General features: G+C 67.5%; 17 protein-coding genes and 2 pseudogenes. 15 read left to right on the top strand and 4 right to left on the bottom strand.

All coding sequences use genetic code 11. The features are described 5' to 3' along the window. Positions 1-99: 99 nt before the first annotated feature. Positions 100-819: an enoyl-CoA hydratase gene (locus ASC61_RS19055; protein ID WP_056214975.1), complete on the top strand. Its 720-nt coding sequence runs from the start codon at positions 100-102 to the stop codon at positions 817-819. After that, positions 819-1,277, top strand: coding sequence for an AMP-binding protein (locus ASC61_RS19050; RefSeq protein ID WP_162243688.1), 459 nt, complete (start codon positions 819-821; stop codon positions 1,275-1,277). Before ASC61_RS19055 ends, ASC61_RS19050 begins: the two co-directional genes overlap by 1 nt. 38 nt (positions 1,278-1,315) lie before the next feature. Here the strand turns inward: ASC61_RS19050 and ASC61_RS19045 are convergent, their stop codons facing one another. After that, entirely contained in the window at positions 1,316-1,792 is a 477-nt protein-coding gene (locus ASC61_RS19045) for an Lrp/AsnC family transcriptional regulator (protein WP_056215950.1), read from the bottom strand. A gap of 157 nt (positions 1,793-1,949) precedes the next feature. Between ASC61_RS19045 and ASC61_RS19040 the strand changes: the two genes are divergently transcribed. The 4 genes from ASC61_RS19040 to ASC61_RS19025 are packed head-to-tail and all read left to right on the top strand — an operon-like array spanning position 1,950 to position 6,010. Next, the gene (locus ASC61_RS19040) at positions 1,950-3,113 is read left to right on the top strand and encodes an ABC transporter substrate-binding protein (RefSeq protein WP_056214969.1); all 1,164 of its coding nucleotides are present in this window, start codon (positions 1,950-1,952) and stop codon (positions 3,111-3,113) included. Next, on the top strand, positions 3,097-4,254 hold the full coding sequence (locus ASC61_RS19035) for an ABC transporter ATP-binding protein (protein WP_056214966.1): 1,158 nt from the start codon (positions 3,097-3,099) through the stop codon (positions 4,252-4,254). The genes ASC61_RS19040 and ASC61_RS19035 overlap by 17 nt, the downstream gene beginning before the upstream one ends. Before the next feature lie 2 nt (positions 4,255-4,256). Further along, positions 4,257-5,189, top strand: coding sequence for an ABC transporter permease (locus tag ASC61_RS19030; RefSeq protein ID WP_056214963.1), 933 nt, complete (start codon positions 4,257-4,259; stop codon positions 5,187-5,189). Continuing rightward, positions 5,186-6,010: an ABC transporter permease gene (locus tag ASC61_RS19025; RefSeq protein ID WP_056214960.1), complete on the top strand. Its 825-nt coding sequence runs from the start codon at positions 5,186-5,188 to the stop codon at positions 6,008-6,010. Before ASC61_RS19030 ends, ASC61_RS19025 begins: the two co-directional genes overlap by 4 nt. 134 nt (positions 6,011-6,144) lie before the next feature. Here the strand turns inward: ASC61_RS19025 and ASC61_RS19020 are convergent, their stop codons facing one another. Beyond that, on the bottom strand, positions 6,145-7,527 hold the full coding sequence (locus ASC61_RS19020; protein WP_056214957.1) for an aspartate aminotransferase family protein: 1,383 nt from the start codon (positions 7,525-7,527) through the stop codon (positions 6,145-6,147). Positions 7,528-7,639: 112 nt separating this feature from the next. Here ASC61_RS19020 and ASC61_RS19015 point away from each other — a divergent pair, with 112 nt between their 5' ends. From ASC61_RS19015 to ASC61_RS19005, 3 genes are read left to right on the top strand one after another with little or no spacing between them, the layout of a single operon-like run. After that, positions 7,640-9,076: a gamma-aminobutyraldehyde dehydrogenase gene (locus ASC61_RS19015; RefSeq protein WP_157439566.1), complete on the top strand. Its 1,437-nt coding sequence runs from the start codon at positions 7,640-7,642 to the stop codon at positions 9,074-9,076. A 15-nt stretch (positions 9,077-9,091) separates the two neighbouring features. Next, positions 9,092-10,426 (top strand): flavin monoamine oxidase family protein, encoded by a 1,335-nt coding sequence (locus tag ASC61_RS19010; RefSeq protein WP_327019497.1) that lies wholly within the window; start codon positions 9,092-9,094, stop codon positions 10,424-10,426. 24 nt (positions 10,427-10,450) lie between these two features. After that, positions 10,451-10,822, top strand: a complete 372-nt coding sequence (locus ASC61_RS19005; RefSeq protein ID WP_056214951.1) for an Lsr2 family DNA-binding protein — start codon at positions 10,451-10,453, stop codon at positions 10,820-10,822. 85 nt (positions 10,823-10,907) lie between these two features. Here the strand turns inward: ASC61_RS19005 and ASC61_RS19000 are convergent, their stop codons facing one another. Beyond that, positions 10,908-11,564 carry a response regulator transcription factor gene (locus ASC61_RS19000; protein ID WP_056215946.1) on the bottom strand — a complete coding sequence of 219 codons (657 nt, stop codon included), beginning with the start codon at positions 11,562-11,564 and terminating at the stop codon, positions 10,908-10,910. Beyond that, entirely contained in the window at positions 11,561-12,280 is a 720-nt protein-coding gene (locus tag ASC61_RS20330) for a sensor histidine kinase (RefSeq protein ID WP_268750633.1), read from the bottom strand. The genes ASC61_RS19000 and ASC61_RS20330 overlap by 4 nt, the downstream gene beginning before the upstream one ends. A 536-nt stretch (positions 12,281-12,816) precedes the next feature. Between ASC61_RS20330 and ASC61_RS18990 the strand changes: the two genes are divergently transcribed. From ASC61_RS18990 to ispG, 6 genes and pseudogenes are all read left to right on the top strand, one after another. After that, a complete protein-coding gene (locus ASC61_RS18990) occupies positions 12,817-13,731 on the top strand; it encodes an ABC transporter ATP-binding protein (RefSeq protein ID WP_056214948.1) in 915 nt (304 codons plus the stop codon). After that, a complete protein-coding gene (locus ASC61_RS18985; RefSeq protein WP_056214945.1) occupies positions 13,728-14,513 on the top strand; it encodes an ABC transporter permease in 786 nt (261 codons plus the stop codon). Before ASC61_RS18990 ends, ASC61_RS18985 begins: the two co-directional genes overlap by 4 nt. A gap of 153 nt (positions 14,514-14,666) precedes the next feature. Beyond that, positions 14,667-15,351, top strand: a pseudogene (locus ASC61_RS20325) (1-deoxy-D-xylulose-5-phosphate reductoisomerase); the annotation flags it as partial. A 1-nt stretch (position 15,352) separates the two neighbouring features. After that, positions 15,353-15,806 (top strand): annotated as a pseudogene (locus tag ASC61_RS20320) (1-deoxy-D-xylulose-5-phosphate reductoisomerase); the annotation flags it as partial. Then, the gene (locus ASC61_RS18975; protein WP_056214939.1) at positions 15,803-17,101 is read left to right on the top strand and encodes a M50 family metallopeptidase; all 1,299 of its coding nucleotides are present in this window, start codon (positions 15,803-15,805) and stop codon (positions 17,099-17,101) included. The pseudogene ASC61_RS20320 and the gene ASC61_RS18975, both read left to right, overlap by 4 nt. Before the next feature lie 4 nt (positions 17,102-17,105). Beyond that, a complete protein-coding gene (gene ispG / locus ASC61_RS18970) occupies positions 17,106-18,251 on the top strand; it encodes a flavodoxin-dependent (E)-4-hydroxy-3-methylbut-2-enyl-diphosphate synthase (protein WP_056214930.1) in 1,146 nt (381 codons plus the stop codon). The last annotated feature ends 10 nt before the right edge of the window (positions 18,252-18,261 follow it).

Here is an 18,261-nt window from a genome sequence, read left to right as displayed (position 1 = left end):
ACCTGTGACGTTACTCACAGGTCATATAGCCGCGTTGCGGGCACGGTGGGCCGCCGCCGATCGGGGCCGGTAGCGTGGTCGAGACCCTGAAGGAGACCCATGCTCGGTGTGACCACGGACGGACCTGTCACGGTTCTCGAACTCCAGCGCGAGGACCGGCGCAACGCGCTCAACCTCGAGCTCTGCCGCGCGATCCACGAGGCCGTCGACGAGGCGGTCGCTTCGGGTGCACGGGTCATCGTCGTCACCGGACAGGGCACGGCGTTCTGCTCTGGCGCCGACCTCGGCGGGGTGTACGGTCCGGAGTTCCTCGACGCGCTCTACGGCATGCTGCACCACCTGGCCAAGCTGCCCGTACCGCTCGTCGCGGCCCTCAACGGCCCGGCGATCGGTGCCGGCACCCAGCTGGCGATCGCATGTGACCTCAGGGTCGCCGACGAGCGGGCGAAGTTCGGGGTGCCGACGGCCCGTAACGGTCTCGCGGTCGACGCGTGGACGATCCGTACGCTGTCGGCCATCGCGGGAGCGGGCCCGGCGCGGCGGCTGATGCTCGCCGCCGAGACCTTCGACCGCGACACGGCTCTCGGCATGGGGCTGGCGGACCGACCCGGCACCCTCGACGACGCGATCGCGTGGGCGCACGAGATCGCCGAGTTCGCACCCCTGACGCTGGCGCACAACAAGCTGATCCTCAACGGCTCGACCGACGACGATGCGGCGATCGAGGCGAGCTTCGACGCGGTCTGGGCCAGCGCCGACGTGCGCGAGGGCGCGGCGGCACGGGCTGAGAAGCGTACGCCGAAGTTCGAGGGGCGATGATGGCCAGCCTGATCTACCGGGTGCTCGACGAGCACGTGATCCACGGGCTCGCCGACAAACTCGCGATCGAGGACGAGCGCGGCACGATGTCGTACGCCGAGCTGCTCCACGAGTCGGCGTCGGTCGCCGGCGCGCTGGTCAACGTCGGCGTCGTCGCCGGCACGGGCCTGCAGCTCGACGTCCCGCACGGCCGTGAGCTCGTGGTCGCCGTGCTGGCCCTCGCTCGGCTGGGCGCGATTCCGGCGGATGACGTCGAGCACCGGCTCGTCGGCCTCCCGCCGGTGCTGCACACCGCGGGCGCTGAGGTGACCTGGGACCTGCTGATCCACGCCGGTCGCATGGACCCAGCACCGGCACCGCCGACCGACCCCGACGGTTACGAGGCGCTGATGCGCGGGGCGTACCCCGAGATCTTCCGAGCGTTGCAGGCAGGCGAGACGATCACCACCTCTGGCTGACCGTGGGCCGAGCGAGCGCCAGCGAGCGGGACGAGCTGCTAACGCACACCCCAGGCGTACGTCTGCTTCTCGAGACGCAGGTAGACGAACGTCTCGGTCGTGACGACCCGGTCGAGCGCGCTGATCTGCTCCGACACGACCTCCAGCAGCTCGTCGTCGCTCTCGGCGACGATCTCGGCGAGGATGTCGAACCGGCCGGTGGTGATGACGACGTAGTCGAGCTTGTCCATGGCGGCCAGCTCGGCGGCGACCTCACGCACGTTGCCGGTGACCTTGACGCCGATCATTGCCTGACGGGCGAAGCCCATCTGCATGGGATCGGTCACCGCGACGACCTGCATGACGCCGCTCTCGATGAGCTTCTGCACGCGATGTCGGACCGCGGCCTCGGACAACCCGACCTGCTTGGCGATCGCCGAGTAGGAGAGGCGTCCGTCGTCCTGCAAGAGCTCGATGATCTGCTTGGCGGTGTCGTCGAGGTTCTGCCCCCGGCCCTCCGGTCTACGCTCGCTCATGTCGGTCATTGTGCCGTACACGACGGATTCCGTCGCCCCTCGTCACGCGAAAGTTTGACGCTTTCCGGAGCGAAACACGATGTTTACGCCGGAATCCCTTGTCGTGGCCCCATTATCTTGCGAGTATTCGTGGTCAGGGCAATCGCGAGGGTGGGATATGGCTGAACTGGAACGACGAACTCTGCTCAAAGGCTCGGCCGGCGTCGCCGCACTGGGGGTGAGCGCAGCGGCTCTCAAGTGGGGCTTCAACACCCCCGACCGCAAGCAGAACCCCGCGGACTGCCAGGCCAAGGACGTCTCGGCGACTGACAAGCGGATGATCTTCTCCAACTGGCCCGAATACATCGACGAGGACGACAAGAAGTACGTCTCGACGTTGACCCAGTTCGAGAAGGACACCGGGATCAAGGTCGACTACACCGCCGACGTCAACGACAACAACGAGTTCTTCGCGAAGGTCGCCAACCAGCTGGGCTCGTGCAGCTCGTCGAAGCGCGACTTGTTCGCACTGACGGACTGGATGGCCGCGAAGATGATCCAGGTCGGCTGGATCCAGAAGCTCGATGCCTCCAAGGTGCCCAACCTGCACGCCAACATCATCGACTCGCTGAAGTCGCCGGGCTGGGACAAGAAGCGTGAATACTCCGCACCGTGGCAGAGCGGACTGACCGGCATCGCGTACAACAAGAAGAAGGTCGGCGAGGTCAAGTCGTTCAGCGACCTGCTGACCCGCAAGGATCTCAAGGGCCGCGTCACGTTGCTGACCGAGATGCGGGACACGATGGGGTTCATGCTCCTGCTCGAGGGTGCCGATCCGTCGGACTTCACCGACGCCCAGTGGGAGCAGGCGATGGAACGGCTCAAGAAGGCCGACGGCGACGGGCAGTTCAGGGCTTTCACCGGCAACGACTACGTCCAGGACCTGGCATCGGGCAACGTGCTCGCGGCCGAGGCGTGGTCGGGTGACATCGCGAACGCGGGCGACGACAACCTCGTCTGGATCCCGCCGGAGGAGGGGATCATGATCTGGGCCGACAACATGCTGATCCCCAACCTCGCGACCCACAAGGACAACGCCGAAGAGTGGATCAACTACTACTACGAGCCCGAGGTCGGCGCGAAGCTCGCCAACTACAACAGCTACATCTGCCCGGTGAAGGGGGCTCAAGAGGCGATGGAGAAGGTCAATCCCGAGAACGTCCACAACGAGCTGATCTTCCCCACGGAGAAGACGCTGTCCCAGACCCACGGCTTCATGGCTCTCGACGAGGCCAAGGCGCGCACCTACGAAGGGGATTTTTCCAGTGTCACAGCTTCATGAGTCAACGACCACGGACCGATCCGCCAGCGGATCGCGTGACCTCCGGCTGAGCGGACTGACCAAGGAGTACGCCGCGTTCACCGCAGTGAAGTCACTCGACCTCGTCGTGCCACAGGGATCGTTCTTCGCCCTGCTCGGCCCGTCGGGCTGCGGCAAGACCACGACCCTTCGCATGGTGGCCGGCCTCGAGACCCCGACCTCCGGCACGATCCACCTCGGCGACACCGAGATCACGTACGCGAAGCCCTACAAGCGGCCGGTCAACACGGTGTTCCAGAACTACGCGCTGTTCCCGCACCTCAACATCTCCAAGAACGTGGCCTTCGGCCTGGAGCGTCGCGGTGTGAAGAACGTCGGCCAGCAGGTCGCCGACATGCTCGAGCTCGTCGAGCTGACTTCGCAGGCGCACAAGAAGCCGGCCCAGATGTCGGGTGGCCAGCAGCAACGGGTCGCCCTGGCCCGCGCCTTGATCAACCAGCCCGAGGTGCTGCTCCTCGACGAGCCGCTCGGCGCGTTGGACCTCAAGCTGCGCCGCGGCATGCAGCTCGAGCTCAAGCGCATCCAGACCGAGGTCGGCCTGACGTTCGTCCACGTGACGCACGACCAGGAGGAGGCCATGACGATGGCCGACACCATCGCGGTCATGAACCAGGGCGTGATCGAGCAGATGGGTGCGCCCAACGACCTCTACGAGAACCCGACGACCACGTTCGTGGCGAACTTCCTCGGCCAGTCCAACCTCATCGAGGCCGAGATCCAGGGTCGCGAGGGCGGCCAGGTCAAGGTGCGGGTGCAGGGCGCTGTGGCGTCGATCCCGGCCGAGCGGGCTCACTCGGAGTCCGGCAAGGGCTGGCTCGGGATCCGTCCGGAGAAGGTGCTCATCGCCGAGGCCGGGCAGCCGATCGACGCGCCGGGTGACGTCATCACCGGCGGGTTCATCACGGATGTCAGCTTCGTCGGCGTGAGCACGCAGTACATGGTCAAGATGCCGTGGGGCCAGGAGCTCATGGTGTTCGAGCAGAACACCGGCGCACGACGCATGCTGCCGGTCGGCACCAAGGTCGATGTCTCGTGGCGGCCCGAGTACGCCTTCCTGCTCGACGCCAGCCAGGACGCCAAAGCCGGCATCGAGGAGGACTGACCATGACCTCGACCGCCGGCATCGCCCCGGCCAACCCGCACGACACCGCCGCGCCAGCGCCGCGGGGTCGCAAGCTCACGGGCTACTGGCTGATCCTGCCCGCCGCGCTGTGGCTCGGGGTGTTCTTCGTCATCCCGTTCTACTCGCTGGTCTCCTCGAGCCTGTTCGACCCGAACGGATCGGTCCTGACCGGCTACGACATGACGTGGCACTTCGCGAACTACTTCGACGCGATCAACGACTACAAGGCCCAGCTTTGGAGGTCGATCTGGTACGCCGGCATCGCGACTCTCGCCTGCCTCGTCATCGGGTACGTCCTGGCCTATGCGATCGCGTTCAAGGCCGGCCGGTGGAAGAACCTGATGCTGGTCCTGGTCATCGCACCGTTCTTCACGTCGTTCCTGCTCCGGACCCTGTCGTGGAAGCTGATCCTCGCCGATGACGGCTGGGTCGTCGGGTTCGCCCAGACGATCCACCTGACCAACCTGCTCAACTTCATCGGCCTGACCGGCACCGACGACCGGCTGCTGGCGACGCCGTTCGCCGTCATCGCCGGCCTGACCTACAACTTCCTGCCGTTCATGGTGCTGCCGCTCTACGCGAGCCTGGAGAAGATCGACGTGCGCCTGATCGAGGCGTCCAGCGACCTGTACGCCTCGCCGATACGCGGCTTCTTCAAGGTCACGTTCCCGCTCTCGCTGCCCGGCGTCGTCGCCGGCACGTTGCTGACGTTCATCCCGGCGGCCGGTGACTACATCAACGCCACGCTGCTCGGCAACACCAACACCAAGATGGTCGGCAACGTGATCCAGAGCCTGTTCACGACCCAGGGCGACTACGCGGCGGCCGGCGCGCTGTCGGTCACCCTCATGGCGATCATCGTCGGGCTCGTCCTGGTCTATGTCCGCACCTCGGGAACGGAGGACCTCGTATGAGCACGCTCGCGCGCCTCAGGCGCTGGATCGGCAAGCACCTCGTGCTCGGACTCGGACTCCTGGTGCTGGTCTACACGTTCGTGCCGATCGCCGTCGTCGTGCTGATGAGCTTCAACAACAACAGCAAGTCCAAGAACGTCTACAAGTTCCAGGACTTCACGTGGAACAACTGGCTGCACCCGTTCAAGCCCGGCGGCATGAAGGACTCGGTCATCCTCAGCATCGAGATCGCCCTCCTGGCGACGCTGGTCGCGACGATCCTCGGCACGTTGGCCGCGTTCGCGCTGTCCCGGCACAAGTTCGTGGGGCGCAGGGCGGCGAACCTCATCATCTTCCTGCCGATGGCGTCGCCCGAGATCGTGATGGGCTCGTCGCTGCTGGCGCTCTTCGTGTCACGTGGTTTCGGCGGGCAGCTGGGCTTCGTCACGATCCTCATCGCGCACGTGATGTTCTGCCTGTCGTTCGTGATCGTCACGGTCAAGGCGCGCCTGAGTGGGCTGGACGACAATCTCGAGCAGGCCGCCATGGACCTGTACGCCAACGAGGTGCAGACGTTCTGGCGGGTGACGTTCCCACTGGTCCTGCCGGGCATCATCGGTGCGGCGTTGCTGAGCTTCTCGTTGTCGTTCGACGACTTCATCATCACGAACCTCAACGCGGGCCAGGAAGTGACCTTCCCGATGTTCGTCTATGGCGCCAACCAACGTGGCGTGCCGATGCAGGTCAACGTGATCGGCACGGCGATGTTCGTCATCGCGATCGCGATCGTCCTGGGCAACGAGATCTTCCGCCGTCGCCAGGAGAAGGCCCTGGCTGCCTGACCGGGTTGGCGGTTTACCAAGAGGTCACGGCAAACTTCGCGCGGGCGTCGACCCCGCACGGCAAACAGCCACTCCGCAAGGCGCGTGCGCCCTGAGGAGTGGCTGTTTGCCCTGACCTCTTGGTAAACCGCAGGTCAGAGGTGACCCTGAGCCTCGGTCAGCACCGATCGCAGGATCGACTCCATCTCGTCGAAGTGGCTCTGATCGGCGATGATCGGCGGCGAGAGCTGGATGACGGGGTCGCCGCGGTCGTCGGCGCGGCAGTAGAGGCCGTTCTCGAACAGCGCCTTGGACAGGAACCCGCGCAGCAGGCGCTCCGACTCGTCGTCGTCGAACGTCTCCTTGGTCGCCTTGTCCTTGACCAGCTCGATGCCGTAGAAGAAGCCGTCGCCGCGGACGTCGCCGACGATGTCGAGGTCGAGGAGCTTCTCGAGCGTCGCCCGGAACGCGGCCTCGTTGTTGCGGACGTTCTCGTTGAGCTTCTCCCGCTCGAAGATGTCCAGGTTCGCCATCGCGACGGCAGTCGACACGGGGTGCCCGCCGAACGTGTAGCCGTGGGCGAAGCTGTTGTCACCCTGCAGGAACGGCTCCATGACCCGGTCGGTCGCGATCATCGCGCCGAGGGGGGAGTAGCCGGACGTGAGGCCCTTGGCGCACGTGATCATGTCGGGCACGTAGTCGTACCGGGTGGCGCCGAACATCTCGCCGAGCCGGCCGAACGCGCAGATGACCTCGTCCGAGACGAGCAGGACGTCGTGCCGGTCGCAGATCTCGCGTACGCGCTGGAAGTAGCCGGGCGGGGGCGGGAAGCAGCCACCGGCGTTCTGCACCGGCTCGAGGAACACCGCGGCGACCGTGTCGGGACCCTCGGCGAGGATCGCGTGCTCGATCTGGTCGGCCGCCCAGATGCTGAAGTCGTCGAGGTTGTCGCCGTGCTCGGGCGCGCGGTAGAAGTTCGTGTTGGGCACGTGCACGGTCGACGGCACGAGGGGCTCGAACATCTGCTTGAGCGCCGGGATGCCGGTGATCGAGAGCGCGCCGTGCGGGGTCCCGTGATAGGCGATCTGGCGGCTGATGACCTTGGTCTTGAGCGGCTTTCCCGTGAGCTTGAAGTACTGCTTCGCGGCCTTCCACGCGGTCTCGACCGCCTCGCCGCCGCCCGTCGTGAAGAACACCCGGTTGAGGTCGCCGGGCGCGTATGCCGCGATGCGCTCGGCGAGCTCGATCGCGTTGGGGTGTGCGAACGTCCAGATGGGGAAGAACGACAGCTCGGCGGCCTGCTTCGCGGCGGCCTCGGCCAGCTCCTGGCGGCCGTGCCCGGCCTGGACGACGAACAGCCCGGCGAGCCCGTCGAGGTACTTGCGCCCCTTGGCATCCCACACGTACATGCCGTCGCCCTTGGTGATGATCGGGATGTCGTGGGCATCGTCGTAGCTCCCGTGGCGGGAGAAGTGCATCCACAGGTGGCGCTTGCCGGCCTTCTGCAGTCGGGTGTATTCCTCGTCGGAGTAGCTCATGCAGCCATGATCGCAAGATGCTGGTCACAAAGACAAGGGAATTCGTCGTGTGATCTGCTGTTTGCTTCGGATTCCGTTGCCTCTCGCGGGAGATTGAGGTTGGATGGAGCCCATGGACCGAGCGATCACCAACGTCATCAACGGAGCACTCGTCCCGGCGGTGAGCGGCGCGACGTACGACGTCATCGATCCGTCGACCGGTCAGGTGTATGCCTCGGCGCCGCTGTCCGGCGCGGAGGACGTCGATCGTGCGTTCGGAGCCGCCGCGACGGCGTTCGAGACGTGGCGGGACACGACACCGTACGAGCGGTCGAAGATGCTGCACCAGCTCGCCCGGGCCATCGAGGACCGGGCTCACGAGATCGTTGACGTCGAGTCACGCGACACCGGCAAGCCCAAGGCGCTGACCCTGACCGAGGAGATCCTCGGCCAGGCCTTGGACGCCATGACGTTCTACGCCGGTGCGGCGCGGGTGCTGGAGGGCAAGTCGGCAGGGGAGTACCTGCGTGGCCACACCTCGATGATTCGCCGCGAGCCGATCGGGGTCGTGGCCCAGGTGACGCCGTGGAACTACCCGTTCGTCATGGCGATCTGGAAGATCGCGCCCGCCCTGGCTGCCGGCAACACGATCGTCCTGAAGCCCAGCGACACGACGCCGGCGTCCACGACGCTGCTGGCCGAGATCGCCCAGGAGTTCTTCCCGCCGGGCGTCTTCAACGTCGTCTGCGGCGACCGTGACACCGGCCGGGCCCTGGTGACGCACCCGACGCCGCAGATGGTCGCGATCACCGGGTCCGTACGCGCCGGCATGGAGGTCGCCGCTGCGGCAGCCGCCGACCTCAAGAAGCCGCACCTGGAGCTCGGTGGCAAGGCTCCTGTCGTCGTGTTCGACGATGCCGATCTGGCAGCCGCCGCGGAGGGCATCGCCGGTGCCGGCTACTTCAACGCCGGGCAGGACTGCACCGCGGCGACGCGCGTCCTGGTCCATCCGCGGGTGGCAGCCGACTTCACGGCGGCGCTGACCGAGGCCGCTCGCGGCACCAGGGTCGGCATGCCCGACGACGACGTCGACCTGGGTCCGGTCAACAACGCCAACCAGCTCGCCCACGTCAAGGAGTTCATCGACTCCCTGCCTGACCACGCGCGGCTCGAGACCGGCGGCTCGCGGATGACGGCGCTCGGCGAGGGCTACTTCTTCGAGCCGACCGTGCTCTCGGGCCTGCGGCAGGACGACCACGCCAGCCAGGACGAGATCTTCGGCCCGGTCATCACGGTCCAGCAGTTCAGCGACGAGGACGAGGCCGTGCGGTGGGCCAACGGTGTCGACTACGGCCTGTCGTCGTCGGTGTGGACGAAGGACCACGGCCGGGCGATGCGCATGGCCCGGCGCCTCGACTTCGGCTGCGTCTGGATCAACACGCACATCCCGATCGTCGCGGAGATGCCCCACGGCGGCTTCAAGCACTCCGGCTACGGCAAGGACCTGTCGATGTACGGGCTCGAGGACTACACCCGCATCAAGCACGTCATGACCAACCTGGACGCCTAGGGCCGGGGTCGGACGATGGTGGAGCACCACGACGTCATCGTGGTCGGCGCCGGCGTGGCAGGGCTGACGGCCGCCCGGCTGCTGTCACGCGAGGGCAGACGCGTGGTCGTCCTGGAGGCCCGTGACCGGGTCGGCGGCCGCGTGTGGACCGACCGACGTGACGGGCGTGCCACGGATCTCGGCGCCTCGTGGATCCATGGGACCGCCGACAGCCCGGTCGCAGCGGCTGCGACGGCGTTCGGGATGCGGATGCACGAGTTCACGGTGGGCGGCTACCAGCCCGACGGTCGTCCGATCGCCTACTTCGGTCCGGACGGCGTGCGCCTGCCGGACGCCGCGGCTCGGCGCTTCGTCGACGACATCCACACGGTCGACTCCCTGCTGCCCGAGGTCATCGCCGCCTCCGAGGCGGAAGCGTCGTACGCCGACGTGTGCGAGAACGTGGTCGCGTCGCTGGGGTGGGACGGGGCCCGCAGCGAGCGCGTGCGCGAGTACCTCCGGCACCGCTCAGAGGAGCAGTACGGGGTGGCGAGCGAGGACCTCGCGGCCCACGGTCTCGACGACGACGTGATCGACGGCGACGAGGTGGTGTTCCCTGACGGCTACGATCGCCTCCCCGAAGGCCTCGCGGCCGGGCTCGACATTCGCCTCGAGCACGTCGTGTCGCACGTGCGCTGGGGGTCGGACGGCGTGGTCGTCACCGTCGACGGGACCGAGATGTCGAGCCGGTGCGTCATCCTGACGGTGCCGGTGGGGGTGCTGCGCAGCGCCGACCTGGTCATCGAGCCTCCGCTGCCTGAGCCGGTGGCCGGGGCGCTGGGCCGCCTTGAGATGAACGCCTTCGAGAAGGTCTTCCTGCGGTTCCGGACCCGGTTCTGGGACGAGGACGTCTACGTCGTACGCCAACAGGGTCCCGAGGGGGCGTGGTGGCACTCCTGGTACGACCTCACGTCGCTGCACGGCGAACCGACGCTCCTGACGTTCGCGGCCGGGCCTGCGGCCGTGGCGACGCGCGGGTGGAAGCAGTCGAAGATCGTCGAGTCGGTCCTCGCGCAGCTTCGACGGCTGTACGGCGATCGGGTGGAGGAGCCGGTCGAGGTCCACACCACCGACTGGCAGGGCGATCCGTTCGCACGCGGCTCCTACGCGTACATGACGGTGGGCTCCACGACAGCCGACCACGACGATCTGGCGACCCCGATCGGCGGCGTCCTGCACATCGCGGGCGAGGCGACATGGACGGACGACCCGGCGACCGTGACGGCGGCGATGGCCTCGGGTCACCGGGCCGCCGTCAACGTGCTGCAGCACGACATCCCGATCGCGCAGGCGTGGGCTGGACTATCCTGACCGCGTCCAGCCGAAGGAGAACGTATGCCCAAGCGCGAGATCGTCCCCGAGCCGATCGTGACGGTGATCGACGACTACGACGGCAAGGAGCTGCACCCCGACACGCCTCCGGAGCGCTATCGGATCAACGGCCGGACGTACGAGCTCTACCTGTCAGACGAGTCCAAGAAGGCTGTCGACGACTTCCTCCGCAACCTCCTGGACGGGGCCGAGGAGGTCCGTGACACCTACGCGCCGCGCAGCAGCCGTGGGCGGGGCGGCGCCGGCGTCGCGATCATGGACGGCTACACGATCCACGACCTCCGTGAATGGGCGCGAGCCAACGGCCACCAGGTCAGCGACAACCGCCGAGCGCCGTCCAAGGTGATCGAGGCGTTCAACGCCGCCCACTCCTGACGTCGACGGCCAACTTTTGAAGCGTTGCGCAGGTACTTGAGCCGCAGAACATGCGCAACGCTTCAAAAGTCGGCGTGCGTACGCGTTAGAGCAGGCCGGCGTCGTGCATCGCGATGGCGACCTGCACCCGGTTGGTCGCGTCGAGCTTGGTGAAGATGTGCGAGATGTGCGCCTTGACCGTGGCGATGCTCATGTGGAGATCGGCGGCGATCTCGGCGTTCGACGAGCCGCCACCCACGGCGATCGCCACCTCGCGCTCGCGTTCGGTGAGGCAGGCGACCCGCGACACCGCTGCGGCATCGTCGCGGTGTCCGGGCGCAGCGTCCGTCACCTGACGGATGAGCTGCTGGGTGATCGTGGGCGACAGCATGGGCTCGCCGTCGATCACCTTGCCGATCGCCGCGACGATCTCGGCCGGCGGTGTGTCCTTGAGGAGGAACCCGTTCGCACCCGCAGCGAGTGCCCGTACGACGTACTCGTCGGCGTCGAACGTCGTGAGCACAATGACCTTGGGAGGATCCGGCAGCTCGAGCACGGCGGCCGTGGCCGCGATGCCGTCGAGCACCGGCATCCGGATGTCCATCAGCACGACGTCGATTCCGCCCGACCGCACGGTGTCGACAGCCTCCTGGCCGTTGGCCGCTTCGCCGACGACGCTGATGGTGTCGGAGCCACCGAGGATCAGTGCCAGACCAGCCCGGACGAGTGGATCGTCGTCGGCCAGCAGCACCCGTGTCGTCATGCCGGCCACGGTAGCCATGCCTCGACGACGAACTCGCGCCCCGGGGTGATCCGGTGCGTCAGCTTGCCGCCGACCAGGGCCGTGCGCTCGGCGAGACCGATGAGGCCGAGCCCCGACTCCGGGACCGCGACTCGGCTCGAGCCGACCTCGAGCGGGTTGGCCACCACGATCGTCAGCCCGGCCCACGGGCTGCCGGTCACCGACACCGTGACGAGCGTGTTGGGCGCGTGCTTGCGGGCATTCGTGAGGCTCTCCTGCACGACGCGATAGAGCGTACGTCCGAGGGTCTCGGGTATGCCGTCGAGCGCGACGAGCTCCTCGGTCTCGATCCGCATGCCGGTCGCCCGCGCTTCGTCGAGCAGGGCCGGCACGTCGACGGCAGACGGTTGCGGGCGCTCGGGACCGGCATCGCCGGCGTCGTCTCGGAGGATGCCGAGGACGTCGCGCAGCTCCACCAGCGCTTGGTGCGAGCTCTCCTGGATCACCGCCGCAGTCGCGCGCATCTCCTCAGCCGTGAGGTCCTCGCGATAGGTCAGCGCACCGGCATGCATCGTGACGAGCGAGATGCGGTGCGCGAGGACGTCGTGCATCTCGCGCGCGATGCGGCCACGCTCGGCCGTACGCGCCTGGGCGACGCGTGCTGACTGCTCCGACTCGGCGGTACGGGCGCGTTCGCGCAGCGTGGCGAGCAGCTCGCGGCGTGAGCCGATGTACATGCCCCAGCCGACCGAGACGCCGACGACAGCGACGATGAACGGGATCGTGAACGCCAGGACGTCGTCGCTGACCGGGTTGTTGTTCTCGGCGATCAGGCTTGCGGCGATCGCGAGCAGGCCGATCGGGATGATCTCGCGCCACCGCCGACGGGTGGACAGCGAGACGAGGGCGAGCGTGCCCGGCCCGGCGGACGACCATGACACGAACGAGGCGACATTGGTGAGCACGGCAACGGCGACGGGGAGACGGCGGCGCCAGTGCACGGCGACGAGACCCGCGAGCCCGAGGCCGAGGTCGCTCCAGAACCACAGGCGATGGTGGTCCCACTGCCAGTACGCGATCTCGAACCACGCTGTGCCGGAGATCGTCAGGACGAGGACGTAGCGCCACGCGTGGTTCCACCAGCGGAGCGGTGGTTGGTAGTCGGNGCGGGAGCCACGACGGTCTATCGGCTCGCCCTTCTCATACTTTCGGCTAGCGATCAATGGTCGCTCGACCGATGTTTGTGCCCCTTCCCGCGGGCAGACTGGGTGTCATGATCACAGTTGAAGGACTCACCAAGACGTACGGCGGCTTCAAGGCCGTCGACAATGTCTCGTTCGAGTGCCGACCAGGAGCCGTCACGGGCTTCCTCGGCCCGAACGGTGCCGGCAAGTCGACCACGATGCGCATCATGGCCGGGCTCACGCCCGCGTCCGCCGGTGAAGCGCGGGTCGGCGGCGTCCTGTACCAAGACATCCCCAACCCCGGTACCCAGATCGGCGTCCTCCTGGACGCCTCGGCACAGCACGCCGGCCGCACCGGCCGAGAGATCCTCACGCTCAGCGCGCTGACGATGGGCCTGCCGATGTCACGCGTCGACGACATGCTCAAGCTCGTCAGCCTGACGCCTGAGGAGTCGAAGCGTCGCGTACGCAACTACTCGCTCGGCATGCGCCAGCGGCTCGGCATCGCCAACGCGCTGCTGGGCGACCCGAAGATCCTGATCCTCGACGAGCCGGCCAACGGCCTCGACCCGGCCGGCATCCACTGGATGCGCAGCCTGCTTCGGGAGTACGCCAACCGTGGCGGCACCGTGCTGCTGTCGTCTCACCTGCTGCACGAGATCGAGGTCATCGCCGACGAGATCATCGTCATCGGCAACGGCCGCATCGTGGCGCAAGGCACCAAGGCAGAGCTGCTGCAGACCGCCGGCACGTTCGTGAAGGCCGGCGACATGTCGGCTCTCGCCAACGCGCTGACCTCGGCGGGCATCACGGCATCTCCCTCCGGCGATGGCGGGCTTCGTTCGGAAGCCACGCCTGAGCAGGTCGGCAAGGCAGCCGCGTCCGCGGGAGTTGCCCTGGTCGAGCTGCGGCCCGCCGAGGGCGCCGGACTCGAGGAGATGTTCCTCGAGCTGACCTCGGACACCCAACGCGAAGAGATCACTCCTGAAGGAGCACAGTCATGAGCACCGCAGTCGCCACGATCGACACGACCAGGCCCGCAATTCCGCTGAGCCGCCTCGTCAAGGTCGAGCTCCGCAAGATGTTCGACACTCGTTCAGGGTTCTGGCTGATGATGAGCATCGGCATCGTTGCGACGATCGCCACGATCGCCTGCATCATCTTCGTGCCCAACGACAACCTCGAGTACTCGGTGTTCGGCACCGCGATCGGCGTGCCGTTCGCGATCCTGCTCCCGGTCGTCGCGATCTTGTCGGTGACAGGGGAGTGGAGCCAGCGGACGGGACTCATCACGTTCACGCTGCTGCCGCACCGCGGGCAGGTCATCCTCGCCAAGGCCATCGCGGCGATCCTCGTCGCGGTCGTCTCGATGATCTTCTCGTTCGCGGTCGGCGCGCTCGGCAACGTCATCGGCTCCGCGCTCAACGGTGTCGACACCACGTGGGACGTGTCGCTCGCCGACATGCTCTACATCGTCCTGGCCAACATTCTCGGCCTGATGGTCGGCTTCATGCTCGGTGTGCTGATCCGCAACTCCGCCGGTGCGATCGTCGCCTACTTCGTGTACTCGTTCGTCATCCCCGGCATCTTCGGGTTCCTGGCGGCGACCCAGGACTGGTTCGAGAAGATCCAGCCGTGGATCGACTTCAACGACGCGCAGACCCCGCTCTTCGACGGTGGTCCGAGCGGTGAGCAGTGGGCCCAGATCGGCACCTCGAGCCTGATCTGGTTCATCATCCCGCTGACCCTGGGCGTCATGGCGGTCCTCAAGTCCGAGGTCAAGTAACCGAACTCCCGGAGCGGAGGGGGCGCGGCGACAGGACATCCCTCGTCTGCCGCCGCTCCGGGGCTCACCCAGGATGGCGACTTCCTTGCGAGGAGGTCGCCATCCTGCATGTCCGGCCTAGGTCACCGCAGGTGCATCGGGGACAATGGTCGGATGCGCAAGCGTGTCGCCGTTCTCGGCTCGACAGGATCCATCGGGACCCAGGCCCTCGAGGTCATCGCCGCCAACCCCGAACGGTTCGAGGTCGTCGCGCTCGCAGCCGGCGGCAGCAACCCGCGACTGCTCGCCGAGCAGGCGATCGCGTTCGACGTGCCCCTCGTGGCCGTCGCCAAGGCGAGCGCGGCGGAGGACGTCCAGCTCGCGCTCTACGCCGAGGCCCAGCGCAACGGGTACGCCCAGGGCGACCACCGCGTGCCGCGCCTGATCGCTGGGCCCGACGCAGCGGTCGACGTGGCTCGCATCGAGTGCGACGTGGTGCTCAACGGGATGACGGGCGCCGTCGGACTGCTCCCGACCCTGGCCGCGCTCGAGGCCGGCACGACCCTCGCGCTCGCCAACAAGGAGTCGCTGATCATCGGCGGAGAGCTCGTGATCGGCGCCGCCAAGCCCGGCCAGCTCGTGCCGGTCGACTCCGAGCACTCGGCCCTCGCCCAAGCGATGCGGGGGGAACGGCGTGACGAGGTCCGCAGGCTCATCGTCACGGCGAGCGGTGGCCCGTTCCGTGGACGTACGCGCGCGGAGCTCGCCGACGTCACGCCCGCCGAGGCGATGGCGCACCCGACGTGGGACATGGGCCCGGTCATCACGATCAACTCGGCAACGCTGGTCAACAAGGGGCNCCCGCCGTCGATCGTCCACTCGATGGTCGAGTTCATCGACGGCGCCACGATGGTCCAGGCGTCGCCGCCCGACATGAAGCTGCCGATCGCCCTCGGGCTGGCCTGGCCCGACCGCGTGCCCGACGCCGCCGCAGGGTGCGACTGGACGCAGCCGGCAACCTGGGAGTTCTTCCCACTCGACGACGAGGCGTTCCCGGCTGTCAGCCTCGCTCGCAAGGCCGGCACCTTCGGGCGCACGGGCCCTGCCGTGTTCAACGCCGCCAACGAGGTGTGCGTCGACGCATTCGTCAGCGGCGACTTGGACTTCCTCGGCATAGTGGACACGGTGGGCATCGTCCTGGAGGAGCATCTCGGCGAACCGGACGTCGCCCGCCAGGACCTGACCCTCGACGGCGTGCTCGGCGCCGATGCATGGGCCCGCACCCGGGCCGCGGAGCTGGTGGAGAAACGATGAACGCGCTGATCTACACCCTCGGTGTCGTGGGATTCATCATCGGCGTCGCGGTCTCGATCGGCCTGCACGAGCTCGGCCACATGTATCCGGCCAAGAAGTTCGGCATCAAGGTCACCCAGTTCTTCGTCGGATTCGGCAACACCGTGTGGTCGGTCAAGCGCGGCGAGACCGAGTACGGCATCAAGTCGATCCCGCTCGGCGGCTACGTCAAGCTCGTCGGCATGCTGCCGCCGGCCAAGGACGCCGACCCGCACGAGGTGCGCAAGACCAACACGGGCCTGTTCACCCAGCTGATCTCCGACGCCCGCAACGCCGAGTACGAGCACGTCGACGACAAGGACCTCGACCGGCTGTTCTACCGCAAGCCGTGGTGGCAGAAGCTGATCGTCATGGCCGGCGGCCCGATGGTCAACGTCCTCATCGCGATCGTGCTGTTCACGATCGTGTTCATGGGCTTCGGCGCGCTCAAGCCGTCGACGACGGTCCAGACCGTGTCCGACTGCGCCATCAGCGACGCCGAGGCCGGCCGCACGTGCACGTCCAAGGACCCGATCACGCCCGCCAAGAAGGCCGGGCTGCTCCCGGGCGACCGGATCACCTCGTTCAACGGGCACCGGGTCTCGTCGTGGGACGAGCTGACGACGCTGATCCGCGCCAACGGCTCCCGTGAGGCCGACATCGGCTTCGAGCGCGCCGGCAAGCCCCGCGAGGTCAGCGTCGCCACCTCGGTGCTGGCGCGGGCCGACGTCAACGACCCGACCAAGACCGTCGACGTGGGCTTCCTGGGCGTCGCACCCACCGAGACGTACGTCCGGCAGGGCCCGGGCTACGTCGCGTCGACCATGGGCACGTACGTCAAGGGCACGGCCACCGCGATCGTCCACCTGCCGCAGCGCATGGTCGACGTGACCAAGGCCGCGTTCGGCGGCAAGCGCGACGCCGACGGGCCGATCAGCGTCGTCGGGGCCAGCCGCGTCGCCGGTGAGATGGTCACGGTCGACGACCCGACGTGGGGCGAGCGGGTGCAACGCGTCCTCGTGCTGCTCGCCGGGCTCAACCTGTTCCTCGCGCTGTTCAACTTCATCCCGTTGCTGCCCCTCGACGGCGGCCACATCGCCGGTGCGCTCTACGAGGCCGTACGCCGCGCGATCGCCCGGCTGCGTGGCCAGCCCGACCCCGGATACGTCGACGTCGCCAAGATGTTGCCGGTCGCCTACGCCGTGGGTGCCCTCCTTATGCTGATGAGTGTGATCCTGATCTACGCCGACATCGTCAACCCCGTGAAACTGAGCTGAAAAGATGACTGATCTCGGACTTCCCGCCATGCCGCCTCCGGTGCTGGCGCCGCGCCGCAAGACCCGCAAGATCAAGGTCGGCACGGTCGACGTCGGCGGTGACGCGCCCATCTCGGTGCAGTCGATGACCACGACGCTGACGTCCGACGTCAACACGACGCTGCAGCAGATCGCCGAGCTCACCGCGGCCGGCTGCGACATCGTGCGGGTGGCCTGCCCGAGCCAGGACGACGCCGACGCGCTGCCGGAGATCGCCAAGCACTCCAACATCCCCGTCATCGCCGACATCCACTTCCAGCCCAAGTACGTCTTCGCCGCGATCGACGCCGGCTGTGCCGCCGTACGCGTCAACCCCGGCAACATCCGCAAGTTCGACGACCAGGTCGGCGCGATCGCCCGCGCCGCCAAGGATGCCGGCGTCTCGATCCGCATCGGCGTCAACGCCGGCTCGCTCGACAAGCGCATCTACGACAAGTACGGCAAGGCGACCGCCGAGGCGCTCGTCGAGTCGGCCGTGTGGGAGGCGTCGCTGTTCGAGGAGCACGACTTCCACGACTTCAAGATCTCGGTCAAGCACAACGACCCCGTCGTGATGGTGCAGGCCTACGAGCAGCTCTCGCAGCGTGGCGACTGGCCGTTGCACCTCGGCGTCACCGAGGCCGGACCGGCATTCCAGGGCACGATCAAGAGCGCCACGGCATTCGGCGCATTGCTGAGCCAGGGCATCGGCGACACGATCCGGGTCTCGCTCTCGGCGCCGCCGGTCGAGGAGGTCAAGGTCGGCCTCCAGATCCTGCAGTCGCTCAACCTGCGTGAGCGCAAGCTCGAGATCGTGTCGTGCCCGTCGTGCGGTCGCGCCCAGGTCGACGTCTACACGCTCGCCGAGGAGGTCACCGCAGGCCTCGAAGGCATGGAGGTGCCGCTTCGCGTTGCCGTCATGGGCTGCGTCGTCAACGGACCGGGGGAGGCCCGGGAGGCCGACCTCGGTGTCGCGTCCGGCAACGGCAAGGGCCAGATCTTCGTCAAGGGCGAGGTCATCAAGACCGTGCCGGAGTCCAAGATCGTCGAGACGCTGATCGAGGAAGCCATGCGCATCGCCGAGGGCATGGAGCCCGTCGAGGGCGGCTCACCGGCCGTCACCGTCAGCTGATCGGTGTGCC

The organism is Aeromicrobium sp. Root344, assembly GCF_001425755.1.
GTDB lineage: Bacteria > Actinomycetota > Actinomycetes > Propionibacteriales > Nocardioidaceae > Aeromicrobium.
Note: the sequence above shows the minus strand (reverse complement) of the source record. Positions and strands in the feature narration are given on the sequence as shown.